16 protein-coding genes are annotated in these 19,350 nt (G+C 63.9%); 6 read left to right on the top strand and 10 right to left on the bottom strand.

The window, feature by feature from the left end:
- Positions 1-777: 777 nt before the first annotated feature.
- The 4 genes from JF290_RS00750 to JF290_RS00735 all read right to left on the bottom strand — a co-directional run bounded on the left by JF290_RS00750 (position 778) and on the right by JF290_RS00735 (position 6,164).
- Positions 778-1,941, bottom strand: a complete 1,164-nt coding sequence (locus JF290_RS00750; protein WP_199022801.1) for a M20 aminoacylase family protein — start codon at positions 1,939-1,941, stop codon at positions 778-780.
- 67 nt (positions 1,942-2,008) lie between these two features.
- Positions 2,009-3,172, bottom strand: coding sequence for a M20 aminoacylase family protein (locus JF290_RS00745; protein WP_199022800.1), 1,164 nt, complete (start codon positions 3,170-3,172; stop codon positions 2,009-2,011).
- A gap of 3 nt (positions 3,173-3,175) precedes the next feature.
- The gene (argE, locus tag JF290_RS00740; protein WP_199022799.1) at positions 3,176-4,342 is read right to left on the bottom strand and encodes an acetylornithine deacetylase; all 1,167 of its coding nucleotides are present in this window, start codon (positions 4,340-4,342) and stop codon (positions 3,176-3,178) included.
- Between the two features lies 1 nt (position 4,343).
- Positions 4,344-6,164 carry an ABC transporter ATP-binding protein gene (locus tag JF290_RS00735; protein WP_199022798.1) on the bottom strand — a complete coding sequence of 607 codons (1,821 nt, stop codon included), beginning with the start codon at positions 6,162-6,164 and terminating at the stop codon, positions 4,344-4,346.
- A 274-nt stretch (positions 6,165-6,438) separates the two neighbouring features.
- On the opposite strand from JF290_RS00735, the gene JF290_RS00730 reads away from it, so the two are divergent.
- The 4 genes from JF290_RS00730 to JF290_RS00715 all read left to right on the top strand — a co-directional run bounded on the left by JF290_RS00730 (position 6,439) and on the right by JF290_RS00715 (position 11,486).
- The gene (locus tag JF290_RS00730) at positions 6,439-8,145 is read left to right on the top strand and encodes a peptide ABC transporter substrate-binding protein (protein WP_199022797.1); all 1,707 of its coding nucleotides are present in this window, start codon (positions 6,439-6,441) and stop codon (positions 8,143-8,145) included.
- Positions 8,146-8,236: 91 nt separating this feature from the next.
- Positions 8,237-9,244, top strand: a complete 1,008-nt coding sequence (locus tag JF290_RS00725) for an ABC transporter permease (protein ID WP_199022796.1) — start codon at positions 8,237-8,239, stop codon at positions 9,242-9,244.
- A gap of 88 nt (positions 9,245-9,332) precedes the next feature.
- The gene (locus tag JF290_RS00720; RefSeq protein WP_233155089.1) at positions 9,333-10,223 is read left to right on the top strand and encodes an ABC transporter permease; all 891 of its coding nucleotides are present in this window, start codon (positions 9,333-9,335) and stop codon (positions 10,221-10,223) included.
- 207 nt (positions 10,224-10,430) lie between these two features.
- Positions 10,431-11,486, top strand: a complete 1,056-nt coding sequence (locus JF290_RS00715) for a YeeE/YedE family protein (protein ID WP_199022794.1) — start codon at positions 10,431-10,433, stop codon at positions 11,484-11,486.
- A gap of 2 nt (positions 11,487-11,488) precedes the next feature.
- Here the strand turns inward: JF290_RS00715 and JF290_RS00710 are convergent, their stop codons facing one another.
- Together JF290_RS00710 and JF290_RS00705 are read right to left on the bottom strand one after the other, a co-directional pair.
- Positions 11,489-12,985 (bottom strand): serine/threonine-protein kinase, encoded by a 1,497-nt coding sequence (locus JF290_RS00710; RefSeq protein WP_199022793.1) that lies wholly within the window; start codon positions 12,983-12,985, stop codon positions 11,489-11,491.
- 83 nt (positions 12,986-13,068) lie between these two features.
- Entirely contained in the window at positions 13,069-14,349 is a 1,281-nt protein-coding gene (locus tag JF290_RS00705; RefSeq protein ID WP_199022792.1) for a DUF3422 family protein, read from the bottom strand.
- Between the two features lie 375 nt (positions 14,350-14,724).
- On the opposite strand from JF290_RS00705, the gene hemP reads away from it, so the two are divergent.
- Both hemP and JF290_RS00695 read left to right on the top strand, forming a co-directional pair.
- Positions 14,725-14,883, top strand: coding sequence for a hemin uptake protein HemP (gene hemP, locus JF290_RS00700; RefSeq protein ID WP_199022791.1), 159 nt, complete (start codon positions 14,725-14,727; stop codon positions 14,881-14,883).
- Positions 14,884-15,129 carry a DUF1289 domain-containing protein gene (locus tag JF290_RS00695; protein ID WP_199022790.1) on the top strand — a complete coding sequence of 82 codons (246 nt, stop codon included), beginning with the start codon at positions 14,884-14,886 and terminating at the stop codon, positions 15,127-15,129. It abuts the gene before it with no gap.
- A 3-nt stretch (positions 15,130-15,132) separates the two neighbouring features.
- Here JF290_RS00695 and JF290_RS00690 read toward each other — a convergent pair whose 3' ends face one another.
- The 4 genes from JF290_RS00690 to JF290_RS00675 all read right to left on the bottom strand — a co-directional run bounded on the left by JF290_RS00690 (position 15,133) and on the right by JF290_RS00675 (position 19,240).
- Positions 15,133-15,603 carry a Dps family protein gene (locus JF290_RS00690; RefSeq protein WP_199022789.1) on the bottom strand — a complete coding sequence of 157 codons (471 nt, stop codon included), beginning with the start codon at positions 15,601-15,603 and terminating at the stop codon, positions 15,133-15,135.
- A gap of 64 nt (positions 15,604-15,667) precedes the next feature.
- Entirely contained in the window at positions 15,668-16,051 is a 384-nt protein-coding gene (locus JF290_RS00685) for a hypothetical protein (protein WP_199022788.1), read from the bottom strand.
- 118 nt (positions 16,052-16,169) lie between these two features.
- Positions 16,170-17,654 (bottom strand): NAD(P)(+) transhydrogenase (Re/Si-specific) subunit beta, encoded by a 1,485-nt coding sequence (locus JF290_RS00680; RefSeq protein ID WP_199022787.1) that lies wholly within the window; start codon positions 17,652-17,654, stop codon positions 16,170-16,172.
- A gap of 14 nt (positions 17,655-17,668) precedes the next feature.
- Complete coding sequence (locus JF290_RS00675; RefSeq protein WP_199022786.1) at positions 17,669-19,240, bottom strand: Re/Si-specific NAD(P)(+) transhydrogenase subunit alpha; 1,572 nt, start codon at positions 19,238-19,240, stop codon at positions 17,669-17,671.
- Positions 19,241-19,350: the final 110 nt, after the last annotated feature.

Here is a 19,350-nt window from a genome sequence, read left to right as displayed (position 1 = left end):
CCGAGGGTGGGTGCGGAACGCGCCCGCCCTGAGGGGCGGGTCGGGCGCGTGCCTGATGCTGCGCATCAGGCATCGGTTGACTAACGCACCGCCCTTATAACGAGCGCCACTCTAAATCGCCACTAAAATCGGCCCGCCACAACCAACCGCCCGGGACCCCGTCCCGGGCCGCGCCCGACCTCCCCCACGGGGAGGGCGCACTATCGTGCCCCCTCGATGCTGTCGCATCCCTCCGGCTTCAAAAGGTCCACCGGACCTTTTGCGAGACAGCCTCCGGCCCGAGGTCGGGCACAACCCTATCGTCACACCCCATGTCTGCGCCCGTCCGGGGCTCCGCCCGTTCAGCCCTGAAACTGTCCCCCGGACAGTTTCCAAGACGGGCTTCACCCTCCCCCACGGGGAGGGCGCATTTCATGCCCCCTCTGTGCTTGCGCACCCCTCCGGCCTCATTTGATCCACTGGATCAAATGCAAGACGGCCTCCGGCCCGAGGTCGGGCGCCGCCCTCTTGTTGCGCAATGTGGCCGCTACGTCCGGGGCTCCGCCCGTGATTAGGCGAAATCATCCCCCGGATGATTTCCGGGAAGTCCAATCACCCTCCCCCGCGCGAAGGGCGCATTGCATGCCCCATCGGTTCTGCGAACCCCTCCGGGCTCAAAAGGTCCACTGGACCATTTTCAAGACGCCCTCTGGCCCGAGGCCGGACGCGGCCGTAATCTTCTGTTGGACCAACGATTTACGACAGTGAGAAGACGGGCCCCGAAGCGCCCGCATCGCATCAGGCGGCAGGCATCCGCCGTTCGACGATCTCGGCCCACCAGCTGCACCCGGCGGGGATCGCCTCGTCGTTGAAGTTGTATTCCGGGTGATGCACCATCGCCGTATCGCCATTGCCCACGAGGATATAGGCGCCGGGCCGTTCCTCGAGCATGAACGCGAAGTCTTCGCCCCCCATGACCAGCGGCGCATCCTCGCAATCGCCGGACACCGCGCGCGCCACGTCGGCGGCGAATTCCGTTTGTTCCTCGTGGTTGACCATCACCGGATAACCCCGGTGATAGTGGATATCGGCGCTGCCCCCGAAGGTTGCCGAGATGCCGTTGCAGATCTCCTTGATGCGCTTTTCCGCAAGGTCGCGCATCTCGGGGCTCATGGTGCGCACGGTCCCCTTCAGCTGGACCTTTTGCGGAATGACGTTGAACGCCTTGGACGAGGTCTCGAACGAGGTGACCGACACCACGACCTGGTCGACGGGATCGGCGTTGCGGCTGGCGATCGTCTGCAACGCAAGCACTGTCTGGGCGGCCATCACCGTCGTGTCGATCGTCTCCTGCGGCTTGGCCGCGTGTCCGCCCAGCCCTTCGAGCGTGATGTCGAACGTATCCGTCGCCGCGAAGAACGCGCCGGGACGGATCGCGAAACTGCCCACGGGCTTGCCCGGCCAGTTGTGCATGCCATAGACCTCCTGGATGCCGAACCGGTCCATCATGCCATCGTCGCACATCTCCTTGCCGCCACCGCCGCCTTCCTCGGCCGGCTGGAAGATCACCACAACCGTGCCGTCAAAATTCCGTGTCTCGGCCAAGTATTTGGCCGCCCCCAGCAGCATCGCCGTGTGCCCGTCATGGCCGCAGGCATGCATCGCCCCATCGGTCTTGCTGGCATAGTCCAGCCCCGTCGCCTCGTGGATCGGCAGCGCGTCCATGTCGGCGCGCAGCCCGATCACGCGGCCCTTGCTGTCGGACTTGCCCTTGATGACGCCCACCACCCCGGTGCGCCCGATCCCGGTGACGACCTCGTCGCAACCGAAGGTCTTGAGCTTCTCTGCCACCAGCGCGCTGGTGCGGTGTGTTTCGAACAGGATCTCGGGATGGGCGTGGATGTCCCGACGCCATTCGGTGATCTCGGTCTGCAATTCGGCGAAACGGTTCTTGACGGGCATGTCTGTCACTCCTTGTTGGCTCTGATCCAGATCTACGCCTCTGGCGTCGCGATGCAAGGGTGCGCCGTCAGCCGGCGGGCATCCGCGCCTCGATCATGCCGACCAGCCAGCTGCAGCCGGCCGGAATGATCTCGTCGTCGAAATCATAGGCGGGGTTGTGCAGCGCGGCAGTGTCGCCATTGCCGATCCGCATGTAGGCACCGGGGCGTTCCTGCAGCATGTAGGAGAAATCCTCGCCTCCCATCACCATCGGCGAGAGCGCGCAATCGCCCGCGACGTCGCGGGCGACGGCGGCGGCATGGGCGGTCGGTTCCGGCGCGTTGATCAGCACCGGGTAACCTTCGGGGAAGTCGATCGCCGCGGTGCCGCCAAGACTCGCGGCGATCCCCTCGGTGATCTCGCGCAGCCGGCGGCGCGCCATCGCGCGCTGCGGTTCCACCATCGACCGCACGGTGCCGCGCAAGGTGACGCGCTGCGGGATGACGTTGAAGGCGGTGGTAGAGCTTTCGATCGACGTGACCGACAGCACAAGTTGCTCGACCGGATCGGCGTTGCGCGACGTGACGGTCTGCAGAGCGACGCCGAGGTGGCAGGCCATCACGGCGGTGTCGACGGTCTGATGCGGGCGCGCGGCATGGCCGCCCCGGCCCTCCAGCACAATCTCGAACTCGTCCGTCGCGGCCATCATCGGCCCTGGCCGGATATGAAAGCTGCCCGCCGGCAGGCCAGGCGCATTGTGCAGGCCATAGACCTCGTCGATGCCCCAGCGCTCCATCAGCCCGTCGTCGCACATCGCCTTGCCGCCCGCGCCGCCCTCTTCGGCAGGCTGGAAGATCAGCACCGCGGTGCCGTCGAAATTGCGCGTCTCGGCAAGGTACTTGGCCGCGCCCAGAAGCATCGCCGTGTGCCCGTCATGGCCGCAGGCATGCATGACCCCCGCGTTGGTGCTGGCATGCGCCAGCCCGGTCGCCTCGTGGATCGGCAGCGCGTCCATGTCGGCGCGCAACCCGATGACCCGCCCTGACCGATCGGACCGCCCGCGCACGACCGCAACGACGCCGGTCCGGCCGACGCCGGTGGTGATCTCGTCGACGCCGATCTCGCGCAGCCGCTCGGTCACGAAGGCGGCGGTGCCATGCACCTCGTAGAGCAGTTCGGGATGGCGGTGCAGGTGGTGTCGCCAGCCGGCGATCTCGTCGTGCAGGTCGGCCAGGCGGTTCTTCACCGGCATCCGTCAGCGGTCCTGCAAGCGCGAGACGAGCCGATCCATGAAGGCCTGGCCGGCTTCGAACTGGGCGACGGTCATGAATTCGTTCGGCTGATGCGCCTGCGCGATGTCTCCGGGCCCACAGACCACCGCGGAATAGCCCGCATCCTGGAATTGACCCGCCTCGGTTCCATAGCTCACCACGTGCCTCGCATTGTCGCCGGTCAGCGCGCGCACGAGTGTCTCGGCCTCGCCGTCCTGTTCGGGTTCGAGGGCGGGAACCGAAAACCGTTCGCTGATCTCGATACGCGCCTCGGGATGAACGGCCTGCATGTCCGCCTCGACGGCGCGAACTTCGGCGAGATAACGTGCCCGCCAGTCCGAAAGACTCTCGCCCGCCACAGCCCGGAAATCCATCGAGAAGCGGCAATCCTTGGCGGTGATGTTGTGTGCCGTCCCGCCCTCGATCATTCCGACATGCACGGTAGTCCAGGGCGGATCGAACATCGCGGCAAGCGCGGTCGGCTCGGCGGCCTGGTTCGCGGCGTTGGTCGCGTTGGCCCATTCGATCAGGCGGGCCGCGGACATGATCGCGTTGACACCGGTATGCATGAGCGAAGAGTGGACCTCGAAACCGATGACATGGGTGTTGAACCCCTGCCCGCCCTTGTGTCCGGTGACCGCCTGCATCGTCGATGGTTCGCCGACGATCACTGCGGACCCCTTGGGCAGCACCTTTTGCATCGCCTCGATCATCGGCGGTGCGCCGGTGCAGCCGATCTCCTCGTCGAAACTCAGCGCCAGCTGCAGGGGACGCGCGACGCCGCGCCGGTGCGCCTCGACCAGCCCCCAGATCGCGATAGCATCGAACCCCTTCATGTCGCAGGTGCCGCGCCCGAACAGCTTGCCGTCCCGTTCGACGACACTGAACGGATCGGTATCCCACGGCTGGCCATCCACCGGCACGACGTCCGTATGGCCCGACAGGACCACCGCGCCCTCCACCAAGGGGCCGACATGGGCAAAGAGCGCCGCCTTGGGTTGGTCCGGGTCAACGTAGCGATGCGCTTTGATGCCGTGGCTGGCGAGATAGTCTTCGACCCAGTCGACCAGCGGCAGGTTGGTATCGCGGCTGACGGTCGGGAATTCGACCAGCCGGTCGAGGATCGCACGGGCGCTCAGAACATCGGCCATATCAGTACCCGCTGTCGGTCGTCAGCACGTAGTGGCCGGGTTCGACCTCCTCGTAGGCGGACGGTTCGGGCTGATAATCCAATCCATGAATTGGTGACGGTATCGGCTTGAAATTCAGATCTTTTTCCGACTTTCGGCGACGCGGATCCGCGATCGGAACCGCCTTCATCAAGGCCTGGGTATAGGCGTGTTGCGGATTCTCGAAGACCCGCGCCCGCGGACCCATCTCGACGATCCGGCCAAGATACATGACCCCCACCTGGTGGCTGACACGTTCGACCACGGCCATGTCGTGACTGATGAACAGGAACGACAGGCCGAGATCCGCCTGCAATTCCATCATCAGGTTCAACACCTGGGCCTGAACGGAAACATCCAGCGCCGACACCGCTTCGTCCGCGACGATCAGCTTGGGATTGAGCGCGAGCGCCCGCGCGATGGCGACACGCTGGCGTTGCCCGCCCGACAGTTCATGCGGGTAACGGCGCATGAAGCTCTTGGGCAGTTCCACCCGCTCAAACAGCATCGAAACGCGCTTGGAGATGTCGTCCGCGGAATTCGCACCGTAGTTGCGCAGCGGTTCCGCCACCTGGTCCATCAGTTGCATCTGCGGATTGAGAGAGGCGAACGGGTCCTGGAAGATCATCTGCATGTCCAGCCGGGCCTCGCGCAACCCCCCGGAGTCCAGTTTCATGATGTCGACGCCATCAAGATCGATCTCGCCCGACTGCGGCTCGACCAGGCGCAGGATCGACCGGCCCGCAGTGGACTTCCCGCAGCCCGACTCTCCGACAAGGCTCAGGGTCTGGCCGCGATTGATCGTGAAGGACACATCCTCGACCGCATGCACGTTGGCGATGGTGCGACGAAAGAAGCCCCCTTTGACGGGAAACCGCGTGGTCAGGTTGCTGACACGCAACAGCACATCGTCGGAGCCGAGGATCGGTTCGATCTTCTGGTTCTCGACGCCCAGAAGCTTCATCGGCTCGGGTGCGCTCTTGCCGCGCATCTCGCCCAGCTTTGGGACGGCCGCCAGCAGCGCCTTGGTATAGTCGTGCTTTGGGCTCTCGAAAATTTCCTCGACCGTTCCTTCCTCGACCTTGTTGCCGCGAAACATGACGACGACGCGGTCGGCCATCTGCGCCACCACCGCCATGTCATGGGTGATGAACATCACCGCCGTGCCGGTTTCGCGCTTCAGTCGGTCCATCAGGGCGAGAATCTCGGCCTGGATCGTCACATCCAGCGCCGTGGTCGGCTCGTCCGCGATCAGCAGGCGCGGCTCGCACGCCATCGCCATCGCGATCACGACGCGCTGACGCATGCCGCCCGACAGCTCGTGCGGATATTGCTTGAGACGGCGTTCCGGTTCCGGGATGCGCACCTCGCGCAGCAGGACAAGCGCCCGCTCCTCGGCTTCGGTGCGCGACAGCCCCTTGTGCACCCGCAAACCCTCGGTCAATTGCCGACCGACGGTGAAGACCGGGTTGAGCGCAGTCATCGGTTCCTGGAAGATCATCCCGATCTCGTTGCCGCGGATCTGCCGCATCAGGTCCTGATCGGCGGTCGCAACGTCGAGCTCGTCACCCTTCTTTCGATCAAAAATCAGGCGCCCTGCATCGATTTTACCCCCGCCGAACTCGACAAGGCGCATCAGCGACAGCGACGTGACCGATTTGCCCGAGCCGGATTCGCCCACGATGCAGACCGTCTCGCCCGGATTGACGTCGAAGGAGACATCCTCCACCCCCAGGACGGGGCCATCCTTGGTCTGGAACGAGACCCTGAGCCCCTCGATCCTTGCAATCGGCTGATCCAGCACTTGAGCGCCCCCTGAAAGTCCCGTGAGCCTGAACGCTAGGCCGAGGCTTTGAACCTGTCAAACCCCCGCCTCACATTGAGGGACGGAACGCTTGCAATTTTCTCAAACTCTGTTTCGATGAGGGCGTATCCGATGTCGGGGGATGGGCGGATCGCGTCTGCATGGCAATAGCGCCTGCATCCGGACGCCGCACCGTTCCCCCGCACGGCAAGACCAGTATCCGCAAGTGAAGCGGAACGAATAGCGGCACACGGTGTCCAACAAGGAGACGAACATGAAAATCAAAGCTCTACTGCTCGGTGCGATCGCGAGCACGGCGCTGGCCCCCATGGCCATGGCCGAGCGCGGATCGGACGGCGAAGTGAAGGTGATCTACTGGCAGGCGCCGTCGATCATGACGCCCTACCTGTCGGGCGGCACCAAGGACCTCGAGGCCGCCTCGCTGGTGATCGAGCCCCTGGCCCGCTACGATCAGGACGGCAACATGGTGCCCTGGCTTGTCGACGAGGTGCCGACAGTCGCCAATGGCGGCGTGTCGGAAGACCTGAAATCCATCACATGGAAGCTGAAGGAGGGCCTGCTCTGGTCCGACGGAACACCGGTCACGTCCGAGGACGTCAAGTTCACCTGGGAATACTGCACCGCGGAAGGTGGCGGCTGTGCCCAGTCCGAGAAGTTTCTCGACGTCGTGTCCATCGACACGCCGGACGAGCTGACCGCGGTGGTCAATTTCAGCGTCGCCAAGCCCTTCCCCTATGGACCCTTCGTGGGCGCGCAGGCTCCGATCATCCAGAAGGCGCAGTTCGCCGACTGCATGGGACCGCGGATGCCCGAATGCACCGAGGCCAATTTCAACCCGGTCGGGACCGGCCCCTTCACCGTGACCGAGTTCCGTCCCAACGACGTGGTGACGCTGGCCGCGAACGAAAACTATCGTGATCCGGCCAAACCGGCCTTCGCGACCATGACGCTCAAGGGCGGCGGCGATGCCAATGCCGCGGGCCGCGCGGTTCTGGAAACCGGCGAATTCGACTATGCTTGGAACCTGCAATTGGCCCCCGAAGTGCTGACCCGCATGGAAGAGGCCGGCAAGGGCACCAACGTCGTGTCCTTCGGCACCTCGGTCGAGCGTCTGCACGTCAACCTGACCGATGTCAGTCCAGACCTTGGCGACGAGCGCGGCACCGCAAAGCACCCGCACCCGTTCATGACCGACAAGGCCGTGCGCCAGGCGCTGTCCATGGCCATCGACCGCGCGCTCCTGACGGAAATCGGCTATGGCGATTTCGGCCGCCTGACCTGCAACGTGTTGCCGGCTCCGGCGATCTATGCCTCGACCGCGAATGACGATTGCCTCGTGCAGGACATCGCCGGCGCCAACGCGCTGCTGGACGAGGCCGGCTGGGTCGACAGCAACGGCAACGGCATTCGCGACAAGGACGGTGTCGAGCTTTCGATCCTGTTCCAGACCTCGGTCAACGCGGTGCGCCAGGATTACCAGGCGCTCATCAAGCAGTGGTGGTCCGAAATCGGCGTGGAAACCGAGCTGCGCAGCATCGATGCGTCGGTCTTCTTCGGATCGGACCCCGGCTCGCCGGACACGTTCCAGAAGTTCTTCGCCGATGTCGAGATGTTCACCAACAACTTCGACGGCACGGACCCCGAAGCCTACATGGCGAACTGGTCCTGCGATCAGTTCCCGCGCCCGGAAACCCAGTGGCAGGGCAACAACATGATGCGCTTCTGCTCGGAGGAATATGACGCGCTGATCGAGGAAATGGCCGTCACCGGCGACATCGAAAAGCGTGCCGAACTCGCCAAGGCCATGAACGACATCCTGATGCAGGAATATGTCATGATGCCGCTGACCTGGCGCGGCCGCAACTCCGCCCATTCCAACACGCTGGGCGGCGTTGTCCTGAACGTGTGGGATTCCGAACTCTGGAATGTCGCCGATTGGTATCGCAAGCAAGGTTCCTGATCACGCAGGTGCCTGACGCCACGCTCCGGGCACGCCCGGAGCGTGGCTCTTGCCAATAACAACAAGACACGTGTTAGCAGAGGCGCCCTGAATGCTGACATTCACCATTCGACGTCTGGTCCTGGCAATCCCGACGCTGTTGTTCATCAGCCTGGTGATCTTCCTGCTTCTCGAACTCGCACCGGGCGATCCGATGGCGCAGGTGCCCCTGACCGTCCCCCCGGAAGTCAAGGAACAGATGCGCATCGCGCTGGGTCTGGACCAGCCGATGCATATCCGGTTCTGGAAGTGGCTCGTACAGTTCTTCTGGATCGAGCCGCAGGTGCTGGTCGACCACGTTTTCGGCACATCCTTTTCCGAAGGCGATCCCCGCGTCATCAGCTGGCAGACCCGCAGCCCGGTCATGGACATCGTGATGCAGCGCATCCCGCAGACGCTCTGGGTCGTTGGCACCGCCTACGTGGTCGGCATCCTGATCGCCCTGCCCATCGGGATCTATTCGGCCTATCGGCAGTATTCCTGGTTCGACCAGGCCGGCACTTTCGTGTCGATGGTCGGATTTTCGGTGCCGCCGTTCTTTTCCGGCGTTCTGGTCATCGTGATCTTTTCGGTCAATCTCGGCTGGTTCCCGTCGATCTACGATACGACGCTGGTCGTCGATGACTGGGCCAGCTTCAAACAGCAGTTGATGCAGATGGTGATGCCGGTGATGGTGCTGGCGCTTCAGATCACCGCGCAGATCAGCCGGTTCATGCGTGCCTCGATGCTGGACAACCTCAACCAGGATTACGTGCGCACGGCCCGCGCCAAGGGATTGACGGAATACACGGTGGTCATGCTGCATGTCCTGCGCAACTCGATGATCCCGGTGGTCACGGTGATCGCGCTCGGCGTTCCGTCGATCTTTGGCGGGGCGATCATCACCGAGCAGGTGTTCAAGGTGAACGGGATCGGGCAGCTGCTGATCGGTGCGATTCAGGCCAACGACCTGCCCATGGTGCAGACCTTGGCGTTCATCTTCGCGGTGCTGATCGTGCTCTTCAACCTGATCGCCGACGTGCTGTATGGCATTCTTGACCCGAGGATCCGCTATGACTGACCCGTTGCACGAGAAAGCGACCGATCCAAAGGACGAAGTGGCCTCGCTGGCGGCTCATGATCCGGTGGCCGCCATCGTCCGTGGCCCGATGCCCGACCGCCCGCCGCGCAGCCAGTGGCTGGACGTCTGGGACCAGTTCAAGTCGCACAAGGGCGCACTCTGGGGCGGGATCATCTTCCTGATCATCGTGCTCGGCGTCTTCATCGGCCCGCTGTTCTGGACCGTGGAACCGACCTTCATCGACATCCGCGCCCGCAACCAGGGGCCGAGCCTCAGCCATCCGTTCGGCACCGACCAGCTTGGCCGCGACATCCTCGCCCGGATGATGGCGGGCGGGCAGATTTCCGTGGCCGTGGGCATGGCGGCGATGTTGCTGGCGCTGTTCCTCGGCTCGTTCGTCGGCGTGATCGCTGGGTTTTTCAAACGTCTTGACGGACCGCTGATGCGCCTGACCGACCTGTTTCTCGCGCTGCCCCTGCTGCCGCTCCTGCTGGTCATGATGCTGCTGTTCCGCGAACCTCTGAACGCGGCCTTCGGGCCGGAACAGGGCATCTTCATCCTGATCGTCTGCGCCATCGGGATCACCAGCTGGATGCCCACCGCGCGGATCGTGCGCGGCGACGTGCTCGCCCTGAAAGAACGCGAATTCGTTCTGGCCGCGCGCAGCATCGGCACCACCAACACCAAGATGATCACGCGGCACATCCTGCCAAACGTGCTGAGCCCGATCATGGTGTCGGCAACCCTGGGCATCGCCAACGCGATCATCACCGAAAGCGCGCTGTCCTTCCTCGGACTGGGCTTTCCGCCAGACTTCCCGACCTGGGGACGGCTGCTGTTCGATGGCACGGACTTCCTGCAGCAATATCCAGAGCGGGTGATCTGGCCCGGTGTCGCGATCTCGCTCACCGTGCTCAGTGTCAACTACCTGGGCGACGGGCTGCGGGATGCGCTCGATCCCCGGATCCGCGGACGCTGACCGTCAATTAAGAACGAAACTTGCGCGCGCCGTCATTTCGGCGGCGTGCGTTCTGTGTACGTGATTGGCGCGGAACACGCGTCGGCGCCTGTTTCAAAAACCGGAACATCGTTCCGGAAATTGGCTTTCCTTCTGACGGCTCCCCCCTTGAAACACCTCCAAGGCTACGCGATCTGGTCCTTTGTTCCTGTCAACGGGAGATGGATCATGTTCGAGTCCCTGGGTTTTGAAACGGCAACGCCGAAAGAGGTGAGCGTTTTTCTCGCGCTCGGCATCGGAGTCCTGTTCGGACTTCTGGCGGAGCGTACGCAGTTCTGCTTTCGTCGTGCGCTGGTCGGCGAAGACCGCCGCGCCGCGATGGGCGTGTGGCTGACCGCGCTCGCGGTTGCCGTGATCGGCACACAGGCGGCAGTCACACTCGGTTGGATCGATTTCGCCGCGCACCGCTTCATGACCTCGGACTTGCCATTTCTGGCCATCGCCCTGGGCGGTCTCCTGTTCGGCGCGGGCATGGTTCTGACACGCGGCTGCGTCTCGCGCCTGACGGTGCTGGGCGGTTCTGGCAACTTGCGCGCGCTGCTCGTGCTGATCGTTTTCGCCGTGATCGCCCATGCCACGCTGAAAGGCGTGCTCGCCCCCCTGCGCACGGCACTTGGTGGCATCACCGTACCGATGGGCGACATGGTCTCGCTGGCCGCACTGCCCGGCGGTGCGCTGGTCTGGGCCGCGCTGATCGCCGCGACGGCGCTGGGTGTCGCGCTTCGTTCGGGCGCAGGTTTCGGCTCCCTCTCGCTGGCCGCTCTGCTCGGACTGCTGGTGCCTCTGGGCTGGGTTGGCACCGGGTTCATCTTGCTCGATGAGTTCGACCCGATCGCGATGGAAAGCCTGTCTTTCACCGCACCGGCAGCCGATACGTTGTTTTATACCATCGCCTCGACCTCGATCCCCGCGGGTTTTGGCGTCGGCCTCGTCGGCGGTGTGCTGATCGGCGCGCTGGCGGCGTCCCTGCTGTTCGGCTCCTTCCGGTGGCAGAGCTTCGACTCCCCGCGCCAGACCGGACGCTATCTGTCCGGTGCCGCGCTGATGGGGGTTGGTGGCGTTCTCGCCGGGGGATGCACGGTGGGCGCGGGTTTGTCGGGTGTCCCGACGCTCAGCATCGCAGCGCTGCTCGCGATCCTGTCGATTGCAGCTGGCGCTCTGGGCGTAAACGCCCTGCTGGGGCGGTCCACCGGTCACGGCGCGGCGTTAAGCCCGGCGGAGTAGACTCAGAACAACCTGCGCACGCCCTCGACAGCGGTGACGACACCCGCAACCAGCGTCGTCAGAGAGAGGACGCGCGCAATCAACGTCTCGTAGTTCATCCACCACGGACGCAGGGTTCTCGCAACCTGCGTGTGCAGATCGTTCAACATCGCCAGCGCCTTGAACCGCTCATCCGCCGTTTCCGCCGACGCGTATTCATTCGCCAATGCGACCATGGTCACGGTCAGCAGGTCTTCGGACGGCTTGCCCGCGAGGTCGCGATAGGCGTCGATTCGCAGGCAGATGGTTTCTGTCAACCGGTCACGCGCATCCGGTGCATTGATCAGATCGAGCGCTCGGAAGGGCAAAGCCACGTCCTCCCTCGCTGCCCTTGCGCGCAGAAACCGCGCAACGAAAAAACTGAGGATCACCAGAACGACACCGAGTGCGACCAGCGCCATGCCCAGGACATGGGGCGTGTGGAACTCCTGCTCGCGGAAGGCCTTGAGCAGTGCGCCACCCCGGAACATCGCCGCAAAAACGATGACCGCCACGAGCGGAAGCGCGACCAGGCCCACCGCGATGATCGCCCGCCCGCCGCCGGCCTTCGCCGGGGACGCAGGACTAAGGTCCCACGCGATCTCCGGTGCCGACGGGCTCGGCCTGGACATGGGGCGTTCGGGGCTTGGCGACACAACGGACGGACGCGTCGGCGGCGTCGACATCCGCAGCGCCGCCTCGATCATGTCTATGGCATCGATCGCGTCGGGTCTGCGTCCGGGGTCGGGCGCCAGCATGTCCGTCAGAAGCGCCTGCAACGAGGCGGGCGCGTCGCGCACGTCCGGCGTGCTGGCATATTGCCCGACGAGGTCGGCGATCGACTCGCCCTGCCGGAAGCTGCGCCCGGTCAGGCTTTCGAACAGCACGGCGCCCACAGCCCAGATATCCGAGGCCGCGCTCTGCGGCGCGCCGGTGATCTGTTCCGGCGACATGTAGAGCGGTTTGCCCGCGAACTCTCCCCCTACGGTGGTCCGGCCGATGTGGCTGTCCTGCACCAGATCGCCCAAGGCGTCGAAGTCTATCAGAACCGCGCCACGATCCGACAGGATGATGTTCTCGGGGCTGACATCGCGGTGGATGATGCCGTTCGCGTGCGCCGCCGCCAGCCCCGTCAGCACGTCGCGCGCCATGGTCAGCGCCGCATCGCGCGACAGCGGTCCGTCGGCCAGCCGCGTCTTGAGGCTGGCCCCGGGGACGTATTCGTAGATCAGGGCATCGGGTCCCAGCTCGGCCGGCCGGTACTCCAGAAATCTCTGCAGAAAAGGCGTGTTCAGCTTGCGCGCAAGGGCCGCTTCGCGCCGACAGGTCTCGCGGCTGGCACCAAGCGGCGGGCGCACCTTGACCACCACTTCCCTGCCCCGCATCGCATCACGGGCGGCCCATGTTTCGCCGAGACTGCTGCGCCCCAATTGCCGCCATTCGGTGAACTGGCCTTCGTCGTCCCGTATCGGTCCCGCCACGATGCCCTCGCGCCCAAAGTCCTCTGCACTTTCCAGACTGCCAAACGGGCCGGGCTTTGTCATCGGTCTTGCGCGGGTGGCGCTTACCCGATCTTGCGGCGTATCCTGCGGATAAGCCACCAGACCAGCGCCACCACGGGCACGGTGACCAGCGCGGTCAGCATCCCCTTGCCGATCCCCGTGGTTTCCGACACCGGGTAGAGAAGGTAGCCCGCCAGCGAAACCGCGTAATAGCTGATGGCGACGACGGACAATCCTTCGACGGTGTTCTGCATCCGCAGCTGCAATGCTGCGCGCTTGTCCATGCTTTCGAGCAGCGCCTGGTTCTGGGCGCTCCGGTCGACGTCGACCCGGGTGCGCAACAGGTCGCCGGCACGGATGGCGCGGTCGGCCAGCGCCTGCAGCCGGGTCTCGGTCGACTTGACCGTGCGCATGGCCGGCTCATAGCGCCGCATCATGAATTCGCCGAAAGTCTGCCGGCCCAGGAACCGGGTCTCGCGCAGGACCGAGATCCGCTGGTTCACGATCGCCTCATAGGCGCCGGTGGCGCCGAAGCGGAACGACGCCCGTGCCGCCATCGTCTCGAGCTCTGCAGAGATCGACAACAGGTTGCTCAGGGTCACGTCGGGCTGGGTTTCACCGCTGGTCATCTCGACCATCAGTTCGGTCAACTGATTGTCCAGCGCCGTGATCCGGCTGCTGAGACTGCGCGCGCGAGAGAAGCCCAGCATGGACATGGTCTTGTAGGTCTCGATCTCGAACAGACGCTGCGCGATGCGCCCGATCCGCCGCTCGCCGGTGTCGCTCCCGACGAACACCGCCAGCCGCAGATGCCCAGCCGGGTCGATGCGGAAATCGCTGGCGGCCACGGCGGCCTTGTCCAGCACCTCGGCCACGGCCAGGCTTTCGGGCACGAACCAATCGCCCAGCCGCGCCTCGATCTCTGAGTCATCGGAGCGAGGTTCGATCCGCATCATCGCCGAGGTCATGCGCTGACCGGGCGCCTCGGCCAGCCAGGCCTCGGGGAAAACCGAAAAATCGTTGGGATCGAAAGCACGGTCACTGACACCGTCGGAGAACGCGGTGTAGGTCACGAACTCGGTGTGTTGCTCCCATTTCAGCACATGCCGACCGATCCGGCCCGAATAGTGCGTCGCCCCCGGCTGAGGGTGCGGCGCGCCGTGCCGATCCAGCAGAGCGATCAGATGGGCGAGGTCCTCGGACCGGTCGCGACTCACCGCCTCCTTGGCCTGCTTGATCGCGACGAATGCGACCGTGCTCTGCTCGGAGACACGCGGAAACGGTCGAGCGTGCAACTCGTTGGCCAGGGCATAGCGCAAGGGGTGATCTTCGATCGGGGGCATCTGAAACCTCGTTTGGCGAAGCTTAGCCCACTCCGCATCGAAAGTGAAGTTCTCGTTTTTTATCAGGTGGTTAAAGGGATACATTCGTATACCGAAACCGAAAAGCCCCGTTCAACGCTCAATCTCTCGGTGACTTCAGGCCACCGCTCGGCATCCTCATCCTGAATGCGCATGGAAGAGGAACGCGAAATACCGGGTTTCTGGGTGTTCCACGCGATGAGGCCGAGATCGGAGCGTGCGGTTCATTATGCCCGAACGCTCCCTGCCAAGTCAGAGGCAACTCCGATCTCGGTGACGGTGTCATCTTCTTGGATGGAAACAGGTTTGTCCGCTTCGCGACTTGTCTTTTCTGATTATTTTTGTCAGAAAATAGACATGTCAGATGAGTCGGATCATTCCATGCCTCAAACGGCCCTGCCGATGCATGATGCGCGCGCGCTTCTAGGACCCGAAATGCGCGCGGGGATCATGCTCGACGGAGTGCTCTACATCCTGCGCCTGACGCGCAGCGGCAAGTTGATCCTGACAAAGTAGATGAGCAAGACGCCCTCTCCCTGCATCGACGTGTGCAAGTACAAACGCGGAGGTCACTGCATCGGATGCAGCATGACCCGAGATCAGAAATCCCTTTTCAAGTCACTGAAGAAAGACAAGCATCGCCGCGCTTTCGTCGACATGCTGATCAAGCAACAGGCCGCGCTTGGAAAGTTCCATGCGTGGCCCGAGATCTATGCACGCAAGTGCAAGAAGAAGCGTGCCCCCCTGCCCGGGGGGCTCTGATCGTCAGCGCAGGTGCGCGCGCAACATCCAGGCGAACTTCTCGTGGGTCTGGCCGCGTGCGATACACAGGTCTTCGGTCAGCGTATCCCCATGCTCGGCAGCGAGCGCACCGGCTTCGGCGGTGGTCGCGGCGAGGGTCTCCTGCGCATCGCGCAGGTGGGCGATCATGTCTTCGGCCGACGGATGCCCCGTGGCCTCTTTCACCTTCGAGCGCTTCAGCATGTCGCCCAGAACACCGTCGGCATGGGCGTCGATCGCCCTGATCCGTTCGGCCAGGTCGTCCTGTGCCACGAAGTGATCCTCGTAGATTTCCTGGAAAAGCGCGTGCAGCGGGCCGAATGCCATGCCGGTCACGTTCCAATGAAAGTTCTGCGCAAGCATCGTGGTGACGACGGTTTCCGCAACCGCCTGGTTGAGCGCGTCGGCGATGGCTTCGCGCGCCGATGGGCTGAGGTCTGCGGCAGTTTGTGTCATGTCATGTATCCTTCTTGGAAATGCTGTTGGCTGGCGACGGCTTGCTGTCAGTCAACATAACCACTTATCGCGACGTATCCAATGTATGCGCGGCCTGGCAGACCAGAAAATGCAACGCCGAGGCCCGGTCGCGCGGCATCCGGCTGAGCAGGGCGAAACGATAGCGATCCTCGTCGGCCGACCTGACCGCATCGAGCAGGTTCAGCAACCATGCCTCGTCAAAGGAAACGTCGCGCGCGCCGGGCTCATGAAAGACCAGCCTGCGCCCCAACATCGCGGGCAGACGCTGCAGCAGCACGCCCAACGGCGAAGGATCGCGAGCGCCATGCAGCCGCAACCGCCGCCCGACGCAGCGCACTTGCCCCAGCGCGTCCATCAGCGGCGGGTGCTCTCGACCGCTCGGAAACTCGCGGTGTGGCAAAGACGATATGCGGCTCACGGCACTCATTAACTGACAATTATACTCAGAAATGAGGCGGCGCCAGAGCGCATTCCGCCGCAGGCAAAAAGAAAACCCCGGTCGCCTTGACCGGGGTTTTCAACTTTTCGGACGGCATGGCCGGTTGTCAGTCGATCATCGGCAGCAGCTTGTCGAGGCTGGCCTTTGCATCGCCATAGAACATCCGCGTGTTGTCCTTGAAGAACAGCGGGTTCTCGATGCCGGAATAGCCGGTGCCTTGCCCCCGCTTTGACACGAAGACCTGCTTGGCCTTCCAGCACTCCAGCACCGGCATGCCGGCGATCGGGCTGTTCGGATCATCCTGCGCGGCCGGGTTCACGATGTCGTTGGAGCCGATGACGATGGCGACATCCGTGTCCGGGAAGTCGTCGTTGATCTCTTCCATCTCCAACACGATATCATAAGGCACCTTGGCCTCGGCCAGAAGCACGTTCATGTGCCCGGGCAGACGCCCGGCGACCGGGTGGATGGCGAACCGCACGTTCTTGCCCTTGGCGCGCAACTTCTTGACCAGGTCGGACACGGCGCCCTGCGCCTGCGCCACCGCCATCCCGTAGCCCGGGATGATGATGATGCTGTCCGCCTCGTTCAGCGCCGTGGCGACGCCGTCGGCCTCGATGGCGATCTGTTCGCCCTCGACCGCCATCTGCTCGCCCGCCGGGCCACCGAAGCCACCCAGGATAACGCTGATGAACGAGCGGTTCATCGCCTTGCACATGATGTAGGACAGGATCGCACCCGAGGAGCCGACCAGCGCGCCGACAACGATCAGAAGGTCATTGCCGAGGCTGAAGCCGATGGCTGCCGCCGCCCAGCCGGAATAGCTGTTCAGCATCGACACCACGACCGGCATGTCGGCACCGCCGATGCCCATGATCAGGTGATAGCCGATGAAAAGCGCAAGCGCGGTCATCAACAGCAGGGTCCACATGCCTGCCCCGCCGAGGTAGAGTGCGACCAGCAGCAGCGAGAGGATCGCGGCCCCAGCGTTCAACATGTGCCCGCCCGGCAGTTTCTTGGCCGAAGTGTCGACCTTTCCCGCCAGCTTGCCATAGGCGATGACCGACCCGGTGAAGGTCACGGCACCGATGAAGATGCCCAGCACCAGTTCGACCCGCAGGATGGTGATCTCGACCGCCGTCTTCTTGGCGACGATGGCAGCGAAACCCGAGAACTCCTTGGCGAACGCGACGCTGGCCGCCGTCACCTCCTCGGGCCGGGGGAAGGCGTGACCCGCCTCGTTGAACGCGGCGGCGACGCGTCCCAGTTCGATATCGGCGTTGAAGCCGACGAAGACCGCGGCCAGACCGACGAGCGAATGCATGATCGCCACCAGTTCCGGCATCTGGGTCATCTGGACACGCGTTGCCAGCTGGTAGCCGACCCCGGCACCCAGTGCGATCATGACCAGAGACAGAAGCCAACGGTCCTGGCCCGGTCCGATCAGCGTCGCCAGCACGGCGATCGCCATGCCGACGATGCCGTACCAGACGGCGCGCTTGGCGCTTTCCTGGCCGCTCAGACCGCCCAGCGAAAGGATGAACAGGATTGCCGCGACCACATAGGCCGCAATCGTGAAGCCGTATTCCATGGCTAGTTAACTCCTTACGACTTCTGGAACATGGCGAGCATGCGCCGTGTCACGAGGAACCCGCCAAAGATGTTCACGGAGGCCATGAACACCGACAATGCGGCCAGTATCGCGATGATGACAGAGGACGATCCGATCTGCACCAGCGCCCCCAGGATGATGATCGACGAGATCGCGTTCGTCACCGCCATGAGAGGCGTGTGCAGGCTGTGGCTGACGTTCCAGATCACCTGGAAGCCGACGAAGACCGCCAGCACGAACACCATGAAGTGCTGCATGAAGCTGGCCGGCGCGACGAGGCCGACCGCCAGGAGCAACACCGCCGCGATGGCCAGAAGGCCGACCTGATTCTTGGTCTGCTGCTTGAACGCTGCGATTTCCTGCGCGCGCTTTTCCTCGGCGGTCAGTTCCTTCTTGGCTTCCTTCGGCTTGGCCGCGATCGCCTGCACCTTGGGCGGCGGCGGCGGGAAGGTGATCTCGCCATCGAAGGTCACGGTCGCGCCACGGATCACGTCGTCTTCCATGTCGTGATTGATCTGACCGTCCTTCTCGGGCGTCAGGTCGGTCATCATGTGGCGGATATTGGTGGCATAGAGCGTCGAACTCTGCGCCGCCATGCGCGACGGGAAATCGGTGTAGCCGATGATCGTCACGCCGTTGTCGGTCACGATCTTCTCGTCGGCCACGGTCAGCTTGCAGTTGCCGCCTTTTTCAGCCGCGAGATCGACGATGACACTGCCGGGCTTCATGGACTTGACCATGTCCTCGGTCCACAGCTCCGGCGCTTCGCGGTTCGGGATCAGTGCCGTGGTGATGACGATGTCCATGTCGGGCGCCAGTTCACGGAACTTGGCGAGCTGCGCCTCGCGGAACTCGGGACTGGAGACCGAGGCATAGCCGCCGGTCGCCGCGCCGTCCTGCTGCTCTTCCTCGAAATCGAGGAAGACGAACTGGGCGCCCATCGATTCGACCTGCTCGGCCACTTCCGGACGCACGTCGAAGGCATAGGTGATCGCACCGAGGCTGGTCGCGGTGCCGATGGCGGCCAGACCGGCGACGCCGGCGCCGACCACCAGAACCTTCGCCGGCGGCACCTTGCCCGCGGCGGTGATCTGGCCCGTGAAGAAGCGGCCGAAATTGTTGCCGGCTTCGATCACCGCGCGGTAGCCCGCGATATTCGCCATCGAGGACAGCGCGTCCATCTTCTGCGCGCGGCTGATGCGGGGCACCTGTTCCATCGCGATGACGTTGGCGCCCTTGGACTTCGCGAGCTCCATTCCGGCGTCGTTCGCAGCCGGATTGAAGAAGGAAATCAGGGTCTTGCCCTTGGTCAGGCGTTTCAGCTCGGTCTCGTTCGGCTGGCGCACCTTGGCGACGATGTCGGCCTCTTTCCAGAGCGCCGCGGCGGTCTTGATTACCTCGACCCCGGCCTCTTCATAGGCCGCGTCGGAAAACCCGGCCGCGGCGCCGGCGCCGGTTTCGATCAGGCAGTCATATCCAAGCTTCTGAAGCGCACGTGCCGAGTCGGGCGTCATCGCGACACGCGCTTCGCCCGCAAACGTTTCCTTCGGTGTTCCTATCTTCAACTCTTGTCCCCCATATCGCCCGTTTCGGGCCGAAAATCGTGGTGTCTGCGCGTCATAACAGGACTTCGCAGGTCATTACAGCCTCGCTTTGCTATACAATGGTCTGCAGC

Source organism: Sedimentitalea arenosa, assembly GCF_016428585.1.
Lineage (GTDB): Bacteria > Pseudomonadota > Alphaproteobacteria > Rhodobacterales > Rhodobacteraceae > Sedimentitalea > Sedimentitalea arenosa.
The sequence above is the reverse complement of the archived record's forward strand: the minus strand, read 5'-3'. Positions and strand labels throughout refer to the sequence as shown.

What these genes read in the sequence shown, in the direction of transcription:
- JF290_RS00750 (WP_199022801.1), bottom strand. Translation starts at nt 1,941, where the DNA reads ATGCCCGTCAAGAACCGTTTCGCCGAATTGCAGACCGAGATCACCGAA.
- JF290_RS00745 (WP_199022800.1), bottom strand. Translation starts at nt 3,172, where the DNA reads ATGCCGGTGAAGAACCGCCTGGCCGACCTGCACGACGAGATCGCCGGC.
- argE (WP_199022799.1), bottom strand. Translation starts at nt 4,342, where the DNA reads ATGGCCGATGTTCTGAGCGCCCGTGCGATCCTCGACCGGCTGGTCGAA.
- JF290_RS00730 (WP_199022797.1), top strand. Translation starts at nt 6,439, where the DNA reads ATGAAAATCAAAGCTCTACTGCTCGGTGCGATCGCGAGCACGGCGCTG.
- JF290_RS00725 (WP_199022796.1), top strand. Translation starts at nt 8,237, where the DNA reads ATGCTGACATTCACCATTCGACGTCTGGTCCTGGCAATCCCGACGCTG.
- JF290_RS00720 (WP_233155089.1), top strand. Translation starts at nt 9,333, where the DNA reads ATGCCCGACCGCCCGCCGCGCAGCCAGTGGCTGGACGTCTGGGACCAG.
- JF290_RS00715 (WP_199022794.1), top strand. Translation starts at nt 10,431, where the DNA reads ATGTTCGAGTCCCTGGGTTTTGAAACGGCAACGCCGAAAGAGGTGAGC.
- JF290_RS00705 (WP_199022792.1), bottom strand. Translation starts at nt 14,349, where the DNA reads ATGCCCCCGATCGAAGATCACCCCTTGCGCTATGCCCTGGCCAACGAG.
- hemP (WP_199022791.1), top strand. Translation starts at nt 14,725, where the DNA reads ATGTCAGATGAGTCGGATCATTCCATGCCTCAAACGGCCCTGCCGATG.
- JF290_RS00695 (WP_199022790.1), top strand. Translation starts at nt 14,884, where the DNA reads ATGAGCAAGACGCCCTCTCCCTGCATCGACGTGTGCAAGTACAAACGC.
- JF290_RS00690 (WP_199022789.1), bottom strand. Translation starts at nt 15,603, where the DNA reads ATGACACAAACTGCCGCAGACCTCAGCCCATCGGCGCGCGAAGCCATC.
- JF290_RS00685 (WP_199022788.1), bottom strand. Translation starts at nt 16,051, where the DNA reads ATGAGTGCCGTGAGCCGCATATCGTCTTTGCCACACCGCGAGTTTCCG.
- JF290_RS00680 (WP_199022787.1), bottom strand. Translation starts at nt 17,654, where the DNA reads ATGGAATACGGCTTCACGATTGCGGCCTATGTGGTCGCGGCAATCCTG.